Source organism: Streptomyces sp. NPDC006476, from assembly GCF_040612015.1.
GTDB lineage: Bacteria > Actinomycetota > Actinomycetes > Streptomycetales > Streptomycetaceae > Streptomyces > Streptomyces griseorubiginosus_B.
This window is the reverse complement of record NZ_JBEXPK010000005.1, coordinates 81,188-100,871: the sequence shown is the minus strand read 5'-3', so window position 1 is coordinate 100,871 and position 19,684 is coordinate 81,188. Positions and strand designations below refer to the sequence as shown.

General features: G+C 70.7%; 16 protein-coding genes. 7 read left to right on the top strand and 9 right to left on the bottom strand.

Translation table 11 applies throughout. The features are described from left to right. Nucleotides 1-88: 88 nt before the first annotated feature. Complete coding sequence (locus ABZZ74_RS07630; protein WP_356762379.1) at nucleotides 89-2,461, bottom strand: serine/threonine-protein kinase; 2,373 nt, start codon at nucleotides 2,459-2,461, stop codon at nucleotides 89-91. 246 nt (nucleotides 2,462-2,707) lie between these two features. Between ABZZ74_RS07630 and ABZZ74_RS07625 the strand changes: the two genes are divergently transcribed. Continuing rightward, nucleotides 2,708-3,751, top strand: coding sequence for a serine hydrolase domain-containing protein (locus ABZZ74_RS07625; RefSeq protein WP_356762378.1), 1,044 nt, complete (start codon nucleotides 2,708-2,710; stop codon nucleotides 3,749-3,751). A gap of 195 nt (nucleotides 3,752-3,946) precedes the next feature. On the opposite strand, the gene ABZZ74_RS07620 is transcribed toward ABZZ74_RS07625, so the two are convergent. Further along, the gene (locus ABZZ74_RS07620) at nucleotides 3,947-5,653 is read right to left on the bottom strand and encodes a glycerol-3-phosphate dehydrogenase/oxidase (RefSeq protein WP_356762376.1); all 1,707 of its coding nucleotides are present in this window, start codon (nucleotides 5,651-5,653) and stop codon (nucleotides 3,947-3,949) included. A 271-nt stretch (nucleotides 5,654-5,924) separates the two neighbouring features. Between ABZZ74_RS07620 and ABZZ74_RS07615 the strand changes: the two genes are divergently transcribed. Next, on the top strand, nucleotides 5,925-7,133 hold the full coding sequence (locus ABZZ74_RS07615; RefSeq protein ID WP_356762375.1) for a nucleotide sugar dehydrogenase: 1,209 nt from the start codon (nucleotides 5,925-5,927) through the stop codon (nucleotides 7,131-7,133). A gap of 124 nt (nucleotides 7,134-7,257) precedes the next feature. Further along, nucleotides 7,258-7,860 (top strand): hypothetical protein, encoded by a 603-nt coding sequence (locus ABZZ74_RS07610; protein WP_356762374.1) that lies wholly within the window; start codon nucleotides 7,258-7,260, stop codon nucleotides 7,858-7,860. Between the two features lie 578 nt (nucleotides 7,861-8,438). Here the strand turns inward: ABZZ74_RS07610 and ABZZ74_RS07605 are convergent. The 4 genes from ABZZ74_RS07605 to ABZZ74_RS07590 all read right to left on the bottom strand — a co-directional run bounded on the left by ABZZ74_RS07605 (nucleotide 8,439) and on the right by ABZZ74_RS07590 (nucleotide 12,864). After that, a complete protein-coding gene (locus ABZZ74_RS07605) occupies nucleotides 8,439-9,563 on the bottom strand; it encodes a GuaB3 family IMP dehydrogenase-related protein (RefSeq protein WP_133043226.1) in 1,125 nt (374 codons plus the stop codon). 106 nt (nucleotides 9,564-9,669) lie between these two features. After that, nucleotides 9,670-11,172: an IMP dehydrogenase gene (gene guaB, locus ABZZ74_RS07600; RefSeq protein WP_356762373.1), complete on the bottom strand. Its 1,503-nt coding sequence runs from the start codon at nucleotides 11,170-11,172 to the stop codon at nucleotides 9,670-9,672. A 172-nt stretch (nucleotides 11,173-11,344) separates the two neighbouring features. After that, entirely contained in the window at nucleotides 11,345-11,932 is a 588-nt protein-coding gene (locus ABZZ74_RS07595) for a sigma-70 family RNA polymerase sigma factor (RefSeq protein WP_093724548.1), read from the bottom strand. 320 nt (nucleotides 11,933-12,252) lie between these two features. After that, on the bottom strand, nucleotides 12,253-12,864 hold the full coding sequence (locus ABZZ74_RS07590; protein ID WP_003948568.1) for a response regulator transcription factor: 612 nt from the start codon (nucleotides 12,862-12,864) through the stop codon (nucleotides 12,253-12,255). A gap of 381 nt (nucleotides 12,865-13,245) precedes the next feature. Between ABZZ74_RS07590 and ABZZ74_RS07585 the strand changes: the two genes are divergently transcribed. Beyond that, a complete protein-coding gene (locus ABZZ74_RS07585) occupies nucleotides 13,246-13,575 on the top strand; it encodes a WhiB family transcriptional regulator (protein WP_356762372.1) in 330 nt (109 codons plus the stop codon). A gap of 133 nt (nucleotides 13,576-13,708) precedes the next feature. Here ABZZ74_RS07585 and ABZZ74_RS07580 read toward each other — a convergent pair whose 3' ends face one another. Continuing rightward, complete coding sequence (locus ABZZ74_RS07580; protein ID WP_356762371.1) at nucleotides 13,709-14,617, bottom strand: LysR family transcriptional regulator; 909 nt, start codon at nucleotides 14,615-14,617, stop codon at nucleotides 13,709-13,711. 91 nt (nucleotides 14,618-14,708) lie between these two features. Here ABZZ74_RS07580 and ABZZ74_RS07575 point away from each other — a divergent pair, with 91 nt between their 5' ends. The 3 genes from ABZZ74_RS07575 (at nucleotide 14,709) to ABZZ74_RS07565 (ending at nucleotide 17,046) form a co-directional block, all read left to right on the top strand. Then, nucleotides 14,709-15,377 (top strand): MOSC domain-containing protein, encoded by a 669-nt coding sequence (locus ABZZ74_RS07575; RefSeq protein ID WP_356762370.1) that lies wholly within the window; start codon nucleotides 14,709-14,711, stop codon nucleotides 15,375-15,377. Between the two features lie 61 nt (nucleotides 15,378-15,438). After that, nucleotides 15,439-16,212 carry an SDR family oxidoreductase gene (locus ABZZ74_RS07570; protein ID WP_356762369.1) on the top strand — a complete coding sequence of 258 codons (774 nt, stop codon included), beginning with the start codon at nucleotides 15,439-15,441 and terminating at the stop codon, nucleotides 16,210-16,212. Nucleotides 16,213-16,338: 126 nt separating this feature from the next. Further along, entirely contained in the window at nucleotides 16,339-17,046 is a 708-nt protein-coding gene (locus ABZZ74_RS07565) for an ester cyclase (RefSeq protein WP_356762368.1), read from the top strand. Nucleotides 17,047-17,099: 53 nt separating this feature from the next. Here the strand turns inward: ABZZ74_RS07565 and groL are convergent, their stop codons facing one another. Then, the gene (groL, locus tag ABZZ74_RS07560; RefSeq protein WP_133043233.1) at nucleotides 17,100-18,725 is read right to left on the bottom strand and encodes a chaperonin GroEL; all 1,626 of its coding nucleotides are present in this window, start codon (nucleotides 18,723-18,725) and stop codon (nucleotides 17,100-17,102) included. A gap of 117 nt (nucleotides 18,726-18,842) precedes the next feature. Next, nucleotides 18,843-19,151, bottom strand: coding sequence for a co-chaperone GroES (groES, locus tag ABZZ74_RS07555; protein WP_055493212.1), 309 nt, complete (start codon nucleotides 19,149-19,151; stop codon nucleotides 18,843-18,845). Nucleotides 19,152-19,684: the final 533 nt, after the last annotated feature.

The window sequence follows — 19,684 nt, the reverse complement described above, 5'->3', positions numbered from 1 at the left end:
ACGGTCCGCAAGCCTTCACGATACGTGCCGGAGGCAACCCACAGAGAGGGGATGCCAGATCTGACGCTTCAAACTCGGACCAGTCACTTTACGACTTCGGTTCGAACGTCTTCGCGAGCGTGTGCCAGGTGTCCTTACGGAGGTCACTGTCCCAGTTCGCGGCTTTCGCCGTGTACATCAGGGCGTACCCGAGATGGCCGTTCACGACGAATCCCCGGTCGATCGTCCGGTACTGCGTCCCGCCCTCCACATAGGTGAACTCCCAGTCGGCCGCGTTCCAGCCGCGGTAGTCCACCTGCTCTATGCGGATCTTCTGGTACTGCGAGCGCACCATGTAGCGCTCCTGGTTCTTCCAGTCCCCCACCGGGTCGCTCTTCGGCGTGGACGTCCAGGCGACGAGCAGCTTCTGCCCGTCCGGCCCGGTGAACCGGTCTCCCGCGGCACTCGTCGACTGGTACTTCCAGCCCTTGGGCAAACCGATCGAGTACCCCTGGCTCCCCGTGTACGTCGACGCCACCGCGCCGTCGTCACCGGAGGAACCGCCCGCCTGCGCCCCGCTGCCGCCGGACGCGCTCGGGCTGTTGCCCGGAGTACCGTCCCCGGTCGATACCCCCGGGGACTTCGTCGAGCCGCCGTCGGCCTTGCCTCCGGCGCCCGTGTCCTCCTTGGTACGAGGGCCGGCGGACGCGCTCGCGACTGCCTTTCCGCCGCCCTTCTTCGCCCCGTTGTCGGAAGTGTCGTCGCCCCCGCCCAGCGTGAGGGCCAGCACGGTCCCGATCACGGCGAGCGCGACGACCACCGCGATGATCACCAGCGTCCGCCGGGGCACCACGTCGGTGATCGGCGCCCTCGGCACGGGCCGCGGCGGCAGATCGGGCGGCGTCATCACCGGCCACCCCGAACTCCGGCCACCGGCCGCCCCGCTCGCTCCCTGCCCCGCACCCTTCGAACCTCCGGAGGGTCCCCCGGGAGACGCCGAGGAGGCGGAGGACGCCGGGGAGGCGGAAGAGCCCGCAGATCCCGCAAGCCCCGCAGAGGCACTGGAAGCCGCAGCAGTTCCGGAAGCCGCCGACCCGACAGAAGAGGACCCGACAGAAGAGGACCCGGCGGAGGCGGGCGCGGTAGATGAAGACCCGGCAGAAGAAGCCGACGACTGCGACGGAATCGACGGCGCCGAAGACGCCTTCCCGCCCGCCGGAGCCGCAGCACCACGCGAGGCCGAGGGAGCACCCGGGACCTTGGGCGCACCCGGCGCCGCGGGAGGAGCCCCGGGCGGCGGCGGAACCGCGGCCCCCTTCGCCCCCGTTCCGGCGGTCCCGTCGGCCACGGTCCCGCCCGACGCGGCACCCCCGGCGCCCGAACCCGCCGTACCACCGCCCGACTTGCCGCGGGACGTGGCCGCCGAACCGGCCGCAGCCGCCACGGCGGCCTTGCGCATGGAGCGCAGCGCCCCGCGCAGCTTCTCCCCGGCCTCCTCGCCCCGCTTGCTCCCGGAGCCACCCGAACCGCCCTTGCCAGCGGGCCGGTCCGGTTGCGCCGGGATCGGCACGACCTTGGTCGCGTCCGCCGGCGGCTCCGGCTCGGCCCGGCGCTCGGGCGCGTGGATGACGGCGTTGAGCATCGCCCGCGCCCGGGCGTCGTCGAGCCGCTGCGCCGGGTCCTTGGTGAGCAGCCCGTAGATGACGTCCTTCAGTGGACCCGCGTTCTTCGGCTCCTCCAGCGGCTCGGTCATCACGGCGGTCAGGGTCGCGATCGCGGAGCCCTTGTCGTAGGGCGGCACGCCCTCGACCGCCGCGTACAGCAGTCCACCGAGCGACCACAGGTCCGCCGCGGGACCCGGCTTGTGCCCGCGGGCCCGCTCCGGGGAGATGTAGGAGGGCGCGCCGACGAGCATGCCGGTGGAGGTGATGGACGGGTCGCCCTCGACCTGGGCGATGCCGAAGTCGGTGAGCACCACCCGGTCGGTGTCGGACTCCAGCAGCACGTTCGACGGCTTCACGTCGCGGTGCAGGATGCCCTCGCGGTGCGCCGAGCGCAGCACGTCCAGGATGGCCAGCCCGACCTCGGCGGCCCGCTTGGGCTCCAGCAGGCCGTCCTCCCGGATGACCTCGGCCAGCGACTTGCCCTCGACGAGCTCCATCACGATCCACGGCCGGTCGTCCTCGTCGACCACGTCGAAGACCGTCACCGCACTGTTGTTGCGGATCCGCGCGATCGCCTTGGCCTCACGCAGCGTCCGTGTGATCAGCCGGCGCTTCTCGTCGTCGTCGATGTTCGACGGGAACCGCAGCTCCTTGACGGCGACCGTCCTGCCCAGGGTCTCGTCCTCGGCCCGCCACACCGTGCCCATGCCGCCGCGGCCGAGCACGTCGTGCAGCCGGTATCGCCCGGCGAGAAGACGCTCGCTCTTGTCCTGACGAGTGTCCTGACGAGATGTACCCGCCCGCTCCGCCTCCGACATGCGTCCCCTCATACAACCCGCCCTGACAGAGCCTCCATTGTCCCTCACCCGACAAGTGCCCGACGCCCAGGGTGCCCCTGGCCCGACGACGGCCCGCGCACACCGGTTCGACGGCCGACCGACCTCGCTCAGTCCCCTTACAGGACCGTCACAACCATCGCAAAGCCACCTCCTCGCCGCCAGACCCGGACCAAGTCCGCGTCCCGCCACCCTGGATGATGTGCCGTGACAAGGGAGGAGCCCACGATGCCGTCGCTTCGAGCGCTGCTGGTCCTGCCACTGTCCCTGGCGCTGCTCGCCCTGACCCCGGCCGACTCCTCCGCGCCCCGGCCGCCGACCACGGACGCGGTCCTCCCGCTGCTGGTCACGCGGGGCGGCGCCCCGGCCGCGGCGCTGCTGGTCCGCGATGGAGCCGGAAGTCACTACGCCCGGGCCGGTACCGGCATCGCCCGCGACGACCACTTCCGCGCCGGGAGCATGACGAAGACGTTCATCGCGACGCTCGTCCTGCAACTGGCCGAAGACCACCGGCTGAAGCTGTCCGACACCGTGGAGCAGCACCTGCCCGGTCTGGTGCGCGGAGCCGGCACCGACGGCCGCACGATCACCCTGCGCGCCCTGCTCACCCACACCAGCGGTCTGCGCGACTTCACTGCCGACACCAAGGGCCTGGTCCCCCTCTCCCCTCGTCAGGCCGTACGCATGGCCCTCACCCACCCCCCGGCCCACCCCGGCCGTTTCTCCTACTCGAACACCAACTACGTCCTGCTCGGCATGGTCGTCCGGCAGGTGACCGGTCACTCCTACGCCGCCGAGGCCGAGCGCCGCATCATCGCTCCGCTGGGTCTGACCGGCACCTCCTTCCCTGGCTCCCGCATGTCGCTTCCCTCCCCGCACGGCCGCGCCTACGCCGCCGACGGAACCGACGTCACCGAACTCGACCCGCGGGTGGCCGGGGCCGCGGGCGAGCTGGTGACCACGCTCACCGATCTGGACCGCTTCTACACGGCCCTGCTCGGCGGGCGTCTGCTGCCCCCGCGCCGGCTGCGCGAGATGCGCGACACCCGCGCCGCACACGGCTTGTACGGCATGGGCCTGTATCCGGAGAAGCTGCCGTGCGGCACCACGGTGTGGGGACACAACGGCCGCATCCTCGGCAGCTACGTGCGCACCGCGGCCACCGTCGACGGCCGTCGCGTCCTCACCTACCGGGTGAACACGACGGCGATCACAGACCCCGACCTCGAACCGGCCCTGCTCGCCGCCGAGTTCTGCCCCCGCATCTCGTAGAACGATCCGGTTCCGAACGAAGATCCCGGTTCACGACACTCGTTCGAGTGAACCGAGCGGGGCTCCCCGGGGACGGCGGCTACGGGGTGCCCCAAGAACGGCACCCCGCAGCGGGCACAGTGTCCGGGACCCCGCAGCGGGCACAGTGTCCGGGACCCCGCACCGGCCCCCTACAGCGCCACAGTGTCCGGCGCCCTACAACGGCACGATGTCCGGCGCCCCCAGCCGCGCCGCGTCCGCCGTCAGGTCGTCCGGCTGCCGCTGGGACTCCCGCTCGGCCTCCACCCGCTTCTCGTAGTGCTCGACCTCGCGCTCGATCTGGTCCTTGTCCCAGCCCAGCACCGGCGCCATCAGCTCGGCGGCCTCACGGGCGCTGCGCGTCCCCCGGTCGAAGGTCTCGATGGAGATACGGGTGCGCCGGGTCATGACGTCGTCCAGATGCCGCGCCCCCTCGTGCGAGGCGGCGTACACGATCTCGGCGCGCAGATAGTCGTCGGCGGCCGGCATCGGCTCGCCCAGCGAGGAGTCGGCGGCGATGAGGTCGAGGACCTCCTCGGCCAACGAGCCGTAACGGTTCAGCAGATGCTCCACGCGCACCACGTGCAGCCCCGTCCGGGCCGCGATCCGCGCTCGCGCGTTCCACAGCGCCCGGTACCCCTCGGCGCCCAGCAGCGGCACGTCCTCCGTGACGCACTCGGCGACCCGCATGTCGAGCCCGTGCACCGCCTCGTCGACGGCGTCCTTGGCCATGACCCGGTAGGTCGTGTACTTGCCGCCTGCCACGACCACCAGCCCCGGCACCGGGTGGGCCACGGTGTGCTCGCGCGACAGCTTGCTGGTGGCGTCGGACTCGCCGGCCAGCAGCGGGCGCAGCCCCGCGTACACGCCCTGGACGTCGTCGCGGGTGAGCGGCACGGCGAGCACCGAGTTCACATGTTCCAGCAGATAGTCGATGTCCGCGCTGGAGGCGGCCGGGTGCGCCTTGTCGAGGTCCCAGTCGGTGTCGGTCGTGCCGACGATCCAGTGCCGGCCCCAGGGGATGACGAAGAGGACGGACTTCTCCGTGCGCAGGATCAGGCCCGTCGAGGAGTTGATGCGGTCCTTCGGCACGACGAGGTGGATGCCCTTGGAGGCACGGACGTGGAACTGTCCGCGCTCGCCAACCAGCGCCTGGGTGTCGTCGGTCCACACCCCGGTCGCGTTGACGACCTGCTTGGCGTGGATCTCGTACTCGCCGCCAGCCTCGACGTCCTGCACGCGCGCGCCCACGACCCGCTCGCCCTCACGCAGGAAACCCGTCACCCGGGCGCGGTTGGCGCACGTTGCGCCGTATGCGGCCGCCGTGCGCACCAGGGTGGCCACGTACCGCGCGTCGTCCATCTGGGCGTCGTAGTACTGCAGGGCTCCGACCAGTGCGTCCTTCTTCAAGGCGGGCGCGACGCGCAGGGCGTGACGGCGGGTCAGGTGCCGGTGGGCCGGCAGACCGCGCCCGTGTCCGCGGGCCATGGACATCGCGTCGTAGAGCGCGACGCCCGAGCCGGCGTACAGCCGCTCCCAGCCCTGGTGCTGCAGCGGGTACAGGAACGGCACCGGCTTCACGAGGTGCGGGGCGAGGCGCTCCAGCAGCAGCCCGCGCTCCTTGAGCGCCTCCCGCACGAGGGCGAAGTCCAGCATCTCCAGATAGCGCAGTCCGCCATGGATCAGCTTGCTGGACCTGCTGGAGGTGCCCGACGCCCAGTCACGCGCCTCGACCAGCCCGGTGGACAGGCCGCGGGTCACGGCGTCGAGGGCGGTGCCCGCACCGACCACACCGCCGCCCACCACCAGCACGTCCAGCTCGCGCTCGGCCATTGCCGCCAGTGACTCGGCCCGCTGCACCGGCCCCAGTGTCGCTGTCCTCACTGCTGCCTCCCGCTATCGATAGCGCCGGCCGCACCCGTCGGGCGAAGCCCGTGTCGTACCCCCCATGCCCAAATTCTGACCGTCTTGCCCGACTTCAGCCACCACGGCTCCCCACCCTGTGGACAACTTTCCCGGGACGACCGGAAAACACAGGCGACCAATCCCGCATAACGGTCATATTTACTCCTAGTCTGACATTGCGCTCGCCCATCCTGTCCACCGGGCTTGCGCACCTGTCCCGCTTCGGTTACTGGGAAGGACGGCCCACGCCATGCCCGCAGATCTCGCCGTCATCGGACTCGGCCCGTTCGGCCTGCCCCTGGCCCAGGCCGCCGTGGCCGCGGGCATCCCCACGCTCGGTTACCGCACCGGGCCGGAGCCCGGCTCGCTCAGCCCCGCCGAACTGCGCCGGATGCTCTCGGGGGGCTTCCGGCACGCCACCAGCCCCGCTGAGCTGGGCCGCGTCCGCACCGCGGTCATCTGCGCGCCGACCCCGCCCGGTCCGGACGGCGGTCTCGACCTCGCCCAGGTGGAGGCGGCGGCCCGCACCCTGGCCGCCCACCTGCGCCCGCACACCACGGTGATCCTCGAGTCGGCGGTCCCCCCGGGCACCACGGAGAACCTGCTCCGCCCGATCCTCGAAGAGGGTTCACGGCTGCGCGCGGGGCGCGATTTCCACCTCGCCTACTCCCCCAGCCGGGTGGACCCCGGCAACCGCGACGTCACGCCCGCCGGCACCCCCAAGGTGATCGGCGGCCTCACCCCCGCCTGCACCGAGTCGGCCGCGGCCTTCTACGGCCGCCTCACCGACAAGGTGGTACGCGCGCGTGGCCTGCGCGAAGCGGAGACGGTCCAGCTCCTGGAGACGAATTTCCGGCACGTCAACATCGCCCTGGTCAACGAGATGGCCGTCCTCTGCCACGACCTCGGCGTCGACCTCTGGGACGTGATCCGCTGCGCCGAGACCAAGCCGTTCGGCTTCCACGCCTTCCGCCCCGGCCCCGGCGTCGGCGGCCACGCCGTCCCGCAGGACCTGACCGTCCCCGCCGGCCGCACCCTGCGCATGGTCGAACTGGCACAGCAGGTCAACAGCCAGATGCCGCGTTACGTCGTCCAGCGCGCGGCCACGCTCCTGAACGAACACGGCAAGTCCGCGCGCGGCGCCCGCGTCCTCCTGCTCGGCGTCACCTACAAGCCCGACCTCGCCGACCAACAGGCCACCCCCGCGCGCGAGATCGCCGTCCGCCTGATGGAACTGGGCGCCTCCGTCAGCTACCACGACCCGCACGTCCCGTCCTGGAACGTCCTCGACCGTCCGGTCCCGCGCGCCGACTCCCTCTACGAGGCCGCCGCCGACGCCGACCTGACGATCCTGCTCCAGCACCACCGCACGTACGACCTCCAGGGCCTGTCGGTGAAGGCCCAGCTGCTCCTGGACACGCGCGGGGCGGCACCGACGGGGGCGGCGCACCGGCTCTGACGGCAAATTCACTGGTGGCCGTGTCAGTCCTGCCTGTTAGTCTCCCCTCACTCGTCGCACAGTCGTGCGCACGTTTCTCCGCTTCACCATTCCGCACGTTCCATCCCGTGGGGGGATTCCTGTCATGAGCCAGTCAGCTCCACCGCCGCAGCAGCCGTCGGCGCAGCCGGAGGCCCAGTCCCAGCCGCAGCCGCAGCCGGTCGACGGCAACCCGTACGCGCAGCAGCCGACCGACGGCGCTCCGTACGCCCCGCAGCCGGGCGCCGTACCCCCGCCGCCGGCACCGGGGGTCCCGTACGGGGCCGTCCCCGCTCCCGTTCCGGCGCGCAACAACGTCGGCCTCGGTCTGATGGCCGCCGTCGTCGCCGCCGTCGCCGCCGCCGGCGTCTACGGTGCGATCATCGGCATGACCAAGCACGAGATCGGCTGGGCGGCGGTCGGAGTCGGCTTCCTGGTCGGCCTCGCGGCGGGCCGTCTCGGGGGCCGCAACCCCGTGCTGCCGGTCGCGAGCGCGGTGCTCTCCCTGGGCTCCGTCTACATCGGCCAGCTGGTGGGCGAGGCGATGATCGGCGCCAAGGAGACCCCGCTCAGCTTCAGCGAACTGTTCTTCCAGCACTTCGACGTCGTCCAGGCGGCCTGGAAGGCGGACGCCGACCCGCTGACGTTCGTGTTCTTCGCGATCGCCGCGTACGTCGCCTTCACGGGGGCCAAGAAGGCGGCACTCTGACGCTGCCGGTGCGCGGCGGAGGGGCGGCGCGTGGGTGGTGAAGGGGGGCGCGCGGGTGTGCCGGACTTCGGGGCTGGTGGCATGGCGGCCGCGGCGCGGGTACCTTACGGAGACAGGTGGAGCCCACCGCAGCGGGCAACTGCGGCAGGCTCCTGGATGGATCACGGAGTGTCCGCCCCTAAGTTGCGTGGGGGCGGCCGCTCACCATCCGAAAATCCGCAAGATCCACCTCCTCCGGCACTTCACCGTCCACAGACGGATCCGGTCCCAGCGAGTGGGCTTGCGGTGGCGACCCATCGGCGCCCCCTTCCACGACGCCGCCCATTGACCCGGTAGGCGGTCCGTTGGAAATCGGGCCGGGCCCCGAGGAGCGGGGTCCGGAACCAAATCCTTGGAAGGGGGCGCTCCAACAACTTGGGGCGCCGATACGGACGTTATCGCCCTCGACCCGGCTGACCAGCCCATATCCGCCCCGAACGCAACCGCACGCCCCCACACCACCCCACGCGCCCCGCAAGCCAGGCACACGGAAGGGCCGGTCACCCACCAGGTGACCGGCCCTTCAGGCGCCGTACCCCCTACCGCTTGTGCTGCGAGTCCGCCACCGTCACCTCGACGCGCTGGAACTCCTTCAGCTCGCTGTAGCCGGTCGTGGCCATCGCCCGGCGCAGCGCGCCGAAGAAGTTCATGGAGCCGTCGGGGGTGTGCGAGGGGCCCGTCAGGACCTCCTCGATCGTGCCGACCGTGCCGAGGTCGACCTTCTTGCCGCGCGGCAGCTCCTCGTTGACGGCCTCCATGCCCCAGTGGTGGCCGCGGCCGGGCGCGTCGGTCGCCCGCGCGAGCGGGGAGCCCATCATCACCGAGTCGGCACCGCAGGCGATCGCCTTCGGCAGGTCGCCGGACCAGCCCACGCCACCGTCCGCGATGACGTGCACGTACCGGCCGCCGGACTCGTCCATGTAGTCGCGCCGGGCCGCCGCCACGTCCGCGACCGCGGTCGCCATAGGGACCTGGATGCCCAGCACGTTGCGCGTGGTGTGCGCCGCGCCGCCGCCGAAGCCGACCAGCACGCCCGCCGCGCCCGTGCGCATCAGGTGCAGGGCCGCCGTGTACGTGGCGCAGCCGCCGACGATCACCGGGACGTCGAGCTCGTAGATGAACTGCTTCAGGTTCAGCGGCTCGTGCGAGCCGGAGACGTGCTCCGCCGAGACCGTCGTACCGCGGATGACGAAGATGTCGACGCCCGCGTCCACGACCGCCTTGGAGAACTGGGCCGTGCGCTGCGGGGAGAGCGCGGCGGCCGTGACCACGCCGGAGTCGCGCACCTCCTTGATGCGCGCGCCGATCAGCTCCTCCTTGATGGGGGCCGCGTAGATCTCCTGGAGGCGGCGGGTGGCCGTGTCCGCGTCCAGCTCGACGATCTCGTCGAGCAGCGGCTGCGGGTCCTCGTGCCGCGTCCACAGGCCTTCGAGGTTCAGGACGCCGAGGCCGCCGAGCTCGCCGATGCGGATCGCGGTGGCTGGGGAGACGACCGAGTCCATGGGGGCGGCCAGGAAGGGCAGCTCGAAGCGGTAGGCGTCGATCTGCCAGGCGATCGAGACCTCCTTCGGGTCCCGCGTACGGCGGCTGGGGACGACGGCGATGTCGTCGAAGGCGTACGCCCGGCGGCCGCGCTTGCCGCGCCCGATCTCGATCTCAGTCACGTCTGTGGCCTTTCCCTGATGCGTTTCAGCGTCTTCCAGTATCGCCGACGGGTACGACAAGGGCGGCCCCGGATGGATCCGGGACCGCCCTTCGTACGCCTGTCGCCTACTTGCTGCTGTAGTTCGGCGCCTCGACCGTCATCTGGATGTCGTGCGGGTGGCTCTCCTTCAGGCCCGCGGAGGTGATCCGCACGAAGCGGCCCTTGGACTCCATCTCGTCGATGGTGGCCGCGCCCACGTAGCCCATGGTCTGGCGCAGACCGCCGACGAGCTGGTGCAGGACGCTGGAGAGCGGGCCGCGGTAGGGCACCTGGCCCTCGATGCCCTCGGGCACGAGCTTGTCGTCGGAGGCGACCTCGGCCTGGAAGTAGCGGTCCTTCGAGTACGACTTGCCCTGGCCGCGGGACTGCATGGCGCCGAGCGAGCCCATGCCGCGGTACGACTTGAACTGCTTGCCGTTGATGAACTGCAGCTCGCCGGGCGACTCCTCGCAGCCCGCGAGCAGCGAGCCCAGCATCACCGTGTCGGCGCCGGCGGCCAGCGCCTTGCCGATGTCGCCGGAGTACTGCAGGCCGCCGTCGCCGATGAGCGGGATGCCGGCCGGGCGGGCGGCGAGGGAGGCTTCGTAGATGGCGGTGACCTGCGGGACACCGATGCCGGCGACCACGCGCGTGGTGCAGATGGAGCCGGGGCCCACGCCGACCTTGATGCCGTCGACACCGGCGTCGATCAGCGCCTGGGCGCCGTCGCGGGTGGCGACGTTGCCGCCGATCACGTCGACGTTCACGCTGGACTTGATCTTCGACATCCAGCTGAGCGCGTTGCTGTTGTGGCCGTGCGAGGTGTCGACGACCAGGAAGTCCACACCGGCCTCGGCCAGCGCCTGGGCCCGCTCCAGCGCCTCGGGGCTCGCGCCGACCGCGGCACCGACCAGCAGACGGCCCTCCGAGTCCTTGGCGGCGTTCGGGTACTTCTCTGCCTTGACGAAGTCCTTGACGGTGATCAGGCCCTTGAGGACCCCCGCCTCGTCGACCAGCGGAAGCTTCTCGATCTTGTGGCGGCGCAGCAGCTCCATGGCGTCCACGCCGGAGATGCCGACCTTGCCGGTGACCAGCGGCATCGGCGTCATGACCTCGCGCACCTGGCGGCTGCGGTCGCTCTCGAAGGCCATGTCACGGTTGGTGACGATGCCCAGGAGCTTGCCGGCCGGGTCGGTGACGGGGACACCGCTGATGCGGAACTTGGCGCACAGCGCGTCCGCGTCGGCGAGGGTGGCCTCCGGGTGCACCGTGATGGGGTCGGTGACCATGCCGGACTCGGACCGCTTGACCAGGTCGACCTGGTTGACCTGGTCCTCGACCGAGAGGTTGCGGTGCAGCACGCCGACGCCGCCGAGGCGGGCCATCGCGATGGCCATGCGGGACTCGGTCACCTTGTCCATCGCCGCCGACAGCAGCGGGATGTTGACCCGTACGTTGCGCGAGATGCGGGACGAGGTGTCGACCGCGTTGGGGAGGACCTCGGAGGCTCCCGGCAGCAGCAGCACGTCGTCGTAGGTCAGCCCGAGTGTCGCGAATTTACCGGGCACTCCGTCGACGTTCGCAGTCATGACACCTTCTCCAAATGGCCTTGATCGGTGCGGATGTCCATGCTAACGGGAAGCAGGGCCGTCGAATTCCACGATTCCGCGTGACCTCGGGCTTCGTATGTTCGTACGGAATCCCCGAGCGGCCTGTTCAAGAAAGGCGCCGACTTCGGGAAAGCCGCCGACCGCCCAGGAATTACTGTTCCGCCAGTGCCCTGAGCCGGCTCAGGGCCCGGTGCTGCGCCACCCGGACCGCGCCAGGTGACATTCCCAACATCTGACCTGTCTCCTCGGCCGTGAGCCCCACCGCGATGCGCAGCAGCAACAGCTCCCGCTGGTTCTCCGGCAGGTTGGCCAGCAGTTTCTTGGCCCATTCGGCGTCGCTGCTGAGCAGCGCGCGCTCCTCGGGGCCCAGCGAGTCGTCCGGCCGCTCCGGCATCTCGTCGGACGGGACCGCCGTCGAACCGGGGTGCCGCATCGCCGCCCGCTGCAGGTCGGCGACCTTGTGCGCGGCGATGGCGAAGACGAACGCCTCGAAAGGACGGCCGGTGTCCCGGTAACGCGGCAGCGCGAGCAGGACGGCCACGCAGACCTCCTGCGCCAGGTCCTCCACGAAGTGCCGGGCGTCGCCCGGCAGCCGGGACAACCGGGTGCGGCAGTACCGCAGCGCCAGCGGGTGGACATGGGCGAGCAGATCGTGCGTGGCCTGCTCGTCCCCGTCCACCGCGCGATGGACGAGTGCACCGATCGCCCCTGCGGCGTTCGCCGCCTCGTCGTCGCGCATCGGTCCATGGTGCCTTGCGGCCGTGTGGTCCGTGGCATCGCGTCCGATGTTGTGCACCGAAGCGTTATGAGCAGGTGCGCCGGAACTCATCTCCTGCGCCCTCCCCTTCCGCTCGACCGACTCGTCCCCGAGAGACTCCACATCTTCAAGCATGCGGCATCCGCGCCGAAACGAGCAGCGGGCGCCGACGGAGCCATGTGACCGACGGCAGAACCGCGCCCTGAAGGGGCGCGGGGCTGCATCAACTGCGGCTACCGCCGCGTGGGCGCGACCAGCCACGAACGACCCGCACAAGAACGACGGCCGGTACGACCGAGCTCTCAGCGAACCAAGCCCCACCGGAAGCCAAGGGCAACCGCATGCGCCCGGTCGGACGCACCCAGCTTCTTGAACAACCGCCGAGCATGGGTCTTCACGGTGTCCTCCGACAGGAACAGCTCCCGCCCGATCTCCGCGTTGGACCGCCCATGGCTCATCCCTTCGAGCACCTGGATCTCCCGCGCGGTGAGGGTCGGCGCCGCCCCCATCTCGGCGGACCGCAGCCGCCGCGGGGCGAGCCGCCAGGTCGGGTCGGCGAGCGCCTGCGTCACCGTCGCGCGCAACTCCGCGCGGGAGGCGTCCTTGTGGAGGTAGCCCCGCGCCCCGGCGGCGACCGCGAGAGCGACACCGTCCAGGTCCTCGGCGACGGTCAGCATGATGATGCGCGCGCCGGGGTCGGCGGACAGCAGCCGGCGCACGGTCTCGACGCCGCCCAGTCCGGGCATGCGTACGTCCATCAGGATCAGGTCCGAACGGTCGGCGCCCCAGCGGCGGAGGACTTCCTCGCCGTTGGCCGCGGTCGTCACGCGCTCGACGCCGGGCACGGTCGCGACCGCGCGGCGGAGCGCCTCTCGGGCAAGCGGGGAGTCGTCGCAGACGAGGACGGATGTCATGGCCGCCCTCCGCAGCTGATGCACGTCACCTTGAGCCTCCAGGCTGGTACGAAATCGTCACCTGTGCGGTCGACTGTCTCGGACACTAGCCCGAGCACTTCTTGTTTCAACCGCCTCCGCACTCTCAACGACGGTCACTCGAAAGAGTTACGGGGCCGTGTGCCATCTTCGGCACTCTACGTGAGGGAGCGGACACGGCGCAGACATGCGGGGCCGACCCTCAACGTTTCATCACAACCGGTGCCCCATTCAGCCCTATTTCTTCCCATCTGCTGGTGTCTGAGGCTAGATTCGCAATGAGTCATATTTTCATCTCCTTAGATAAGAGATGTACGGTCGTGGGCACCGTATCCGCTCAGAACGGCTACAAGGGGTCACGTAATGGCAGATTTCTCCCGCCTTCCCGGACCGAACGCGGACCTGTGGGACTGGCAGCTGCTGGCTGCCTGTCGCGGGGTGGACAGCTCGCTCTTCTTCCATCCGGAGGGCGAGCGAGGCGCGGCCCGGAGCGCTCGCGAGAACTCGGCCAAGGAGGTCTGCATGAGGTGCCCCGTGCGCGCGCAGTGCGCGGCGCATGCGCTGGCGGTGCGAGAGCCGTACGGCGTGTGGGGCGGCCTGACCGAGGACGAGCGCGAAGAACTCATGGGGCGGGCGCGGAACCGGCTGGTGTCGGCGGGGGCCACTGGCGCGGACAGCGCCTCGAACAACTGAAGGAACGTTTCGGCGTTCCAGGTTCCCGAGCTCCTGGACCCAGAGCTCCCGACATGAAGGGCACGCACGCGTGCCCTTCTTTTCTCGCCTCTTTTCTCGCCCCCGCGCGTGCTCGCCGTCGAGCGGCCGCGGGTCACGGCTGCCGGGCCGCCGCGTGCGCGAGGTGGTCCAGGGTCGCCGCGACGGCCGGCACCAGGGCGAGGTCCGGCAGCGTCAGCGCCACGATCTCCCGCCGCACCGCGGGCCGCAGCGTCAGCACGCGCGCGTGGCGCGGCCGTACGGACTCGATGGCCAGCTGCGGCAGCACCGCGACGCCCAGACCGGCGCCCACCAGACCGACCACGGCCGGATAGTCGTCGGTCGCGAAGTCGATCCGCGGGGTGAACCCGGCGCCCTCGCACACCTCCACCAACTGTCCGCGGCAGCGCGGGCATCCGGCGATCCACGGCTCGTCCGCGAGCTCCCCGATGGCCACGGACCCGGCGCCGGCGAGCCGGTGCCGTTCCGGTACGAGCCCGACGAGCCGGTCGCTCAGCAGCGGCCGTACGACGAGGTCGTCCCACTCCCCCTCCTGGCCGCCCGCCGCGCCCTCGTACCGGAAGGCGAGCGCCACGTCGCACTCGCCCTCGCGCAGCATCTCCACCGACGCGGGCGGTTCGGCCTCCTCGAGGGAGACCCGGGTGCCGGGGTGGGCGGCGCGCAGGGCCGCGAGCGCGGCCGGTACGAGGGTGGAACTGCCGCTGGGGAACGACACGAGCCGTACCCGCCCGGCGCGCAGGCCCGCGATGGCGGCGATCTCCTCCTCGGCGGCGGTGAGCCCCGCAAGGATGGTGCCGGCGTGGCGGACGAGCGCTTCACCCGCCTGGGTGAGCCGCATCTCGCGCCCGCTGCGGACGAGCAGCGGGGTACCGACGGACGCCTCCAGCGCCTTCATCTGCTGGCTGACCGCGGGCTGGGTGCAGCCCAGTGCGCGTCCGGCCGCCGAGAAGGAGCCGGTGGTGGCGACGGCGCGCAGGACACGGAGATGACGGGCCTCGATCACCCTTCGAGGATAAGCGAAGGATAAGCAAGACTTTGGTACGGCGTCGAATAATCGGTCGACGCTTTGAGATCCGGCGGCCTACCGTTCCGTCATGAGGCTTCTGTCGGTGAATCTGGGCAGCGCGCGGGCCGTGCCGTACACGGACAACCCCGAGGGGGTGACCGGTATCGACAAGCGGCCGGTGGCGGGGCCGGTGCGGGTGGCGGCGCCCGGGCCCAAGGGCGTCGGCGGGAGCGGGCTGGCCGGGGACGCGGTGTGCAAGCGGCAGCACCACGGCGGGGACGACCAGGCGGTGTACGCCATGGCGCGCGAGGACCTGGACGGCTGGGAGCGCGAGCTGGCGCGCCCGCTGGCGAACGGCTCCTTCGGCGAGAACCTCACCACCGAGGCCCTGGACGTCTCGGGCGCGCTGATCGGCGAGCGGTGGCGGATCGGGGACCGGGTCGTGCTGGAGGTGACCTGCGGGCGGATCCCGTGCGGCACCTTCCAGGGCCATATGGGTGAGCGGGGGTGGGTGAAGCGGTTCACGCGCCAGGGCGCGCCCGGGGCGTATCTGCGGGTGATCGAGCCGGGTGAGATACGGTCCGGCGATCCGGTCGAGATCGTGCACCGGCCCGCCCACGACGTGACGGTGGCCCTGCAGTTCCGCGCGGTGACGACCGAACGGACCCTGCTGCCAAGGCTGTTGGCGGCCGGGGACGCACTGCATCCGGAGGTGCTGTCCGACGCGCGGAAGTACCTCGAGAAGTACGGCACCTGAACCTGCCTCACCGCCCGCCCGCGGATCGGACTCCTTGCCTCCGGGTAACTACGCTTGGGCCATGACAACGGCTCTGATTACGGGATCGACGGCGGGCATCGGCGCCGCGTTCGCACGGCGGCTGGCGGCGGACGGACACAACCTGGTCCTGGTGGCCCGGGACACCAAGCGGCTGCACGAACAGGCGACCGAACTCCACGACCGGCACGGTGTCGAGGTGGAGGTGGTGACGGCGGACCTGGCGACGGACGACGGCATCGAGACGGTGGCCGCCCGCCTCTCCGACCGCAGGAACCCCGTCGACCTGCTGATCAACAACGCCGGCTTCGGCAACAAGGGCCACTATCTCGACGTCCCCATGGCGGACGAACTGAAGATGCTCAAGGTCCACTGCGAGGCGGTGCTCCGGCTGACGTCGGCGGCGACGGAGGCGATGCGGGAGCGCGGCCGCGGGGGTGTCGTCAACGTCGCCTCCGTCGCCGCCTTCGTCCCGCGCGGCACCTACGGCGCGTCCAAAGCGTGGGTCGTGCAGTTCACCCAGGGCGCGGCGAAGGATCTCGCGGGCAGCGGCGTACGCCTGATGGCCCTGTGCCCCGGCTTCGTGCGCACGGAGTTCCATCAGCGCGCCGGCATGGGCACGGACAACATCCCCGGCTGGATGTGGCTCGACGCGGACAAACTGGTGGCGGCGGCGCTCGGCGATCTGGCGCGGGGAAAGTCCCTGTCGATCCCGGACCCCCGCTACAAGGCCCTGATGGGCCTCGTGAAGGTGACGCCCAGGGGGCTGCTGGGCGGGATCAGTTCCCGGACGGGCCGCAAGTACGGGCCGCAGTAAAGGAGCCGACAGCAAGGGCGCCCATGGCGGGGGCGCCCACAGCAAAGCCGCCGACATGGCCCGATGACGCCGGCGGGCAGAGAATGGGGGTGTTCAACCGGACCCAGGCGGACCGGAGGCAGCACCATGACCTTCGTACAGCTCATCGACTGCAGGACCAGCCGTTTCGACGACATGAACCGGCTGATGGACACATGGGTCGAGCAGACCAGGGGGAAGCGGACGGCGACGCACGCGGTGGTCGGCAAGGACCACTCCGACGCGTCGCACTTCATCGAGATCGTGGAGTTCCCGTCGTACGAGGAGGCGATGCGGAACTCGAACCTGCCCGAGACGGACAAGATCTTCCGGGAGATGGTGGCTCTCTGCGAGGAGATGCCGACCTTCACGGACCTGGACGTGGTGCGGGACGACCGGCTGTACGCGGCGAACGTACGGCGGTTCTTCGAGACGATCGCCGTCAAGGGCGATCTGCCACCGCTCGACGACCTGATCGCCGAGAACTACCACGACCACGATCCCGCCAACGAGCAGGACACCATGGGCATGGACGCCATGCGGCGGGAGATCGGCATGTGGCGCGCCGGCTTCGACTTCGTCTTCGACGTCGAGGACCAGATCGCGGACGGGGACCGGGTGTGCACCCGGTGGACCTGGCGCGGCACCCAGACCGGTGAGTTCATGGGGCTCCCCGCCACGGGTCGGAGCGTCGTGATGACCGGGGCGACCATCTTCCGTTGCGACCAGGACGGGAAGATGGTCGAGGGCTGGTGGCAGTACGACCGGCTCGGGCTGATGGCGCAGTTGGGCGCCCTGGACCAGTTGGAGCAGTAGACGCCGAAAGGCCCGGCACCCCAGAGGGTGCCGGGCCTTCGTGCTGCGGTGCGTCAGTGGGCGTGGCCGTGACCGTGGCCCGCGGCCGCCGGCTCCTCCTCTTCCTTCTTCTCGACGACCAGGGTCTCGGTCGTCAGGAGGAGGGAGGCGATGGAGGCGGCGTTCTCCAGGGCGGAGCGGGTGACCTTGACCGGGTCGATGACGCCTGCCTTGACCAGGTCGCCGTACTCGCCGGTCGCGGCGTTGAAGCCCTGGCCCTTGTCGAGCTCGGCGACCTTGGAGGTGATGACGTAGCCCTCGAGGCCGGCGTTCTCGGCGATCCAGCGCAGCGGCTCGACGACCGCGCGACGGACGACGGCGACACCGGTGGCCTCGTCGCCGGTCTTGCCGAGGGAGCCCTCGAGCACCTTGGCGGCGTGGACCAGCGCGGAGCCACCACCGGAGACGATGCCCTCCTCGACCGCGGCGCGGGTCGCGGAGATGGCGTCCTCCAGACGGTGCTTCTTCTCCTTCAGCTCCACCTCGGTGGCGGCGCCGACCTTGATCACGCACACGCCGCCGGCCAGCTTCGCGAGGCGCTCCTGGAGCTTCTCGCGGTCCCAGTCGGAGTCCGTGTTCTCGATCTCGGCCTTGATCTGGGCGACGCGGCCCGTGACGTCCTCGGAGTTGCCGGCGCCGTCGACGACCGTGGTGTCGTCCTTGGTGACGGTGACGCGGCGAGCGGAGCCCAGCACGTCCAGGCCGACCTGGTCGAGCTTGAGGCCGACCTCCTCGGAGACGACCGTGGCGCCGGTGAGGATCGCCAGGTCCTGCAGCATCGCCTTGCGGCGGTCACCGAAGCCGGGAGCCTTGACCGCGACCGCGTTGAAGGTGCCGCGGATCTTGTTGACGACCAGGGTGGACAGGGCCTCGCCCTCGACGTCCTCGGCGATGATCAGCAGCGGCTTGGAGGAGTTGGTCTGGATGACCTTCTCCAGCAGCGGCAGCAGGTCGGCGATCGAGGAGATCTTGCCCTGGTTGATCAGGATGTACGGGTCGTCGAGGACGGCCTCCATACGCTCCTGGTCGGTGACGAAGTACGGGGACAGGTAGCCCTTGTCGAAGGCCATGCCCTCGGTGAAGTCCAGCTCCAGACCGAAGGTGTTGGACTCCTCGACGGTGATGACACCGTCCTTGCCGACCTTGTCCATCGCCTCGGCGATCAGCTCGCCGACCTGCTGGTCCTGGGCGGACAGCGCGGCCACGGCGGCGATGTCGGACTTCTCGTCGATCGGGCGGGCCGTCGCGAGGAGGTCCTCGGAGATGGCGGCGACGGCGGCGTCGATGCCCTTCTTGAGCGCGGCCGGGGAGGCACCCGCGGCCACGTTCTTCAGGCCCTCGCGCACCAGCGCCTGGGCGAGCACGGTGGCGGTGGTGGTGCCGTCACCCGCGATGTCGTTGGTCTTGGTCGCCACCTCCTTCACCAGCTGCGCGCCGAGGTTCTCGTAGGGGTCCTCGACCTCGACCTCACGGGCGATGGTGACGCCGTCGTTGGTGATGGTGGGCGCGCCGAACTTCTTGTCGATGACGACGTTGCGGCCCTTGGGGCCGATCGTCACCTTGACCGTGTCGGCCAGCTTGTTGACGCCGCGCTCGAGGGCGCGACGGGCGTCCTCGTCGAACTTCAGGATCTTCGCCATGACAGCGGGAGCCCTCTCGGATCTGTGGGTTCTAACAAAGACACTGCGCCCCGGGCGCCCGGCTTCTTGGTGGTCGCGGGGGCCAGGGGCGCAGCGTGGAAAAACTCTGAGGCGGTACTACTTCTCGATGATCGCGAGCACGTCGCGAGCCGAGAGGACGAGGTACTCCTCGCCGTTGTACTTCACCTCGGTGCCGCCGTACTTGCTGTACAGCACGATGTCGCCGGTCTTGACGTCGAGCGGCAGGCGCTCGCCGTTCTCGAAACGGCCCGGGCCCACGGCCAGGACGACGCCCTCCTGGGGCTTCTCCTTGGCGGTGTCCGGGATGACCAGGCCAGAGGCCGTGGTCTGCTCGGCGTCCAGCGGCTGGACCACGATGCGGTCCTCGAGCGGCTTGATGGCAACCTTGGAGCTGGCGGTCGTCACGATCCGACCTCCCCCTTCGGAGATCTCACGGGGTTAACTGTCTGAGGTGGCGACCAGGTCGATCCGTCGTCGCGGGTGCCGGACCTGCCCGTCGCTTGTTTGGCACTCTCCAGGGGGGAGTGCCAGAGCCGAGACTATGACCGCGATTAGCACTCGGTCAAGCGGACTGCTAATCCGACGGCGCGTCGGCCCGCGATGAGATCGCCGGGTGCGTCGCGAGAGGGTCCCGTCCGCGGCAGTGCACGCGTACCGTCGCCCCATGCCCTCCCGGTCCCTGGCGCGCTCGCGGTCCTGCTTCCGGCCGAAAGCGCCATCGGCCTGGTGTCCGCGGCCACCCTGGCACTGAACGGGCACACGTGGGGCGCGGCGGCCCGCGATGCCGTGGCCGGGTGCGTCGCGAGAGGGTCCGGTCCGCCGCGGTGCACGCGTACCGCCGGCCCATGCCCTCCCGGTCCCTGGCGCGCTCGCGGTCCTGCTTCCGGCCGAAAGCGCCATCGGCCTGGTGTCCGCGGCCACCCTGGCACTGAACGGGC

Coding starts and splice junctions, on each gene's coding strand:
- ABZZ74_RS07630 (WP_356762379.1), bottom strand. CDS start 2,461: ATGTCGGAGGCGGAGCGGGCGGGTACATCTCGTCAGGACACTCGTCAG.
- ABZZ74_RS07625 (WP_356762378.1), top strand. CDS start 2,708: ATGCCGTCGCTTCGAGCGCTGCTGGTCCTGCCACTGTCCCTGGCGCTG.
- ABZZ74_RS07615 (WP_356762375.1), top strand. CDS start 5,925: ATGCCCGCAGATCTCGCCGTCATCGGACTCGGCCCGTTCGGCCTGCCC.
- ABZZ74_RS07610 (WP_356762374.1), top strand. CDS start 7,258: ATGAGCCAGTCAGCTCCACCGCCGCAGCAGCCGTCGGCGCAGCCGGAG.
- guaB (WP_356762373.1), bottom strand. CDS start 11,172: ATGACTGCGAACGTCGACGGAGTGCCCGGTAAATTCGCGACACTCGGG.
- ABZZ74_RS07595 (WP_093724548.1), bottom strand. CDS start 11,932: ATGCGCGACGACGAGGCGGCGAACGCCGCAGGGGCGATCGGTGCACTC.
- ABZZ74_RS07590 (WP_003948568.1), bottom strand. CDS start 12,864: ATGACATCCGTCCTCGTCTGCGACGACTCCCCGCTTGCCCGAGAGGCG.
- ABZZ74_RS07585 (WP_356762372.1), top strand. CDS start 13,246: ATGGCAGATTTCTCCCGCCTTCCCGGACCGAACGCGGACCTGTGGGAC.
- ABZZ74_RS07575 (WP_356762370.1), top strand. CDS start 14,709: ATGAGGCTTCTGTCGGTGAATCTGGGCAGCGCGCGGGCCGTGCCGTAC.
- ABZZ74_RS07570 (WP_356762369.1), top strand. CDS start 15,439: ATGACAACGGCTCTGATTACGGGATCGACGGCGGGCATCGGCGCCGCG.
- ABZZ74_RS07565 (WP_356762368.1), top strand. CDS start 16,339: ATGACCTTCGTACAGCTCATCGACTGCAGGACCAGCCGTTTCGACGAC.
- groL (WP_133043233.1), bottom strand. CDS start 18,725: ATGGCGAAGATCCTGAAGTTCGACGAGGACGCCCGTCGCGCCCTCGAG.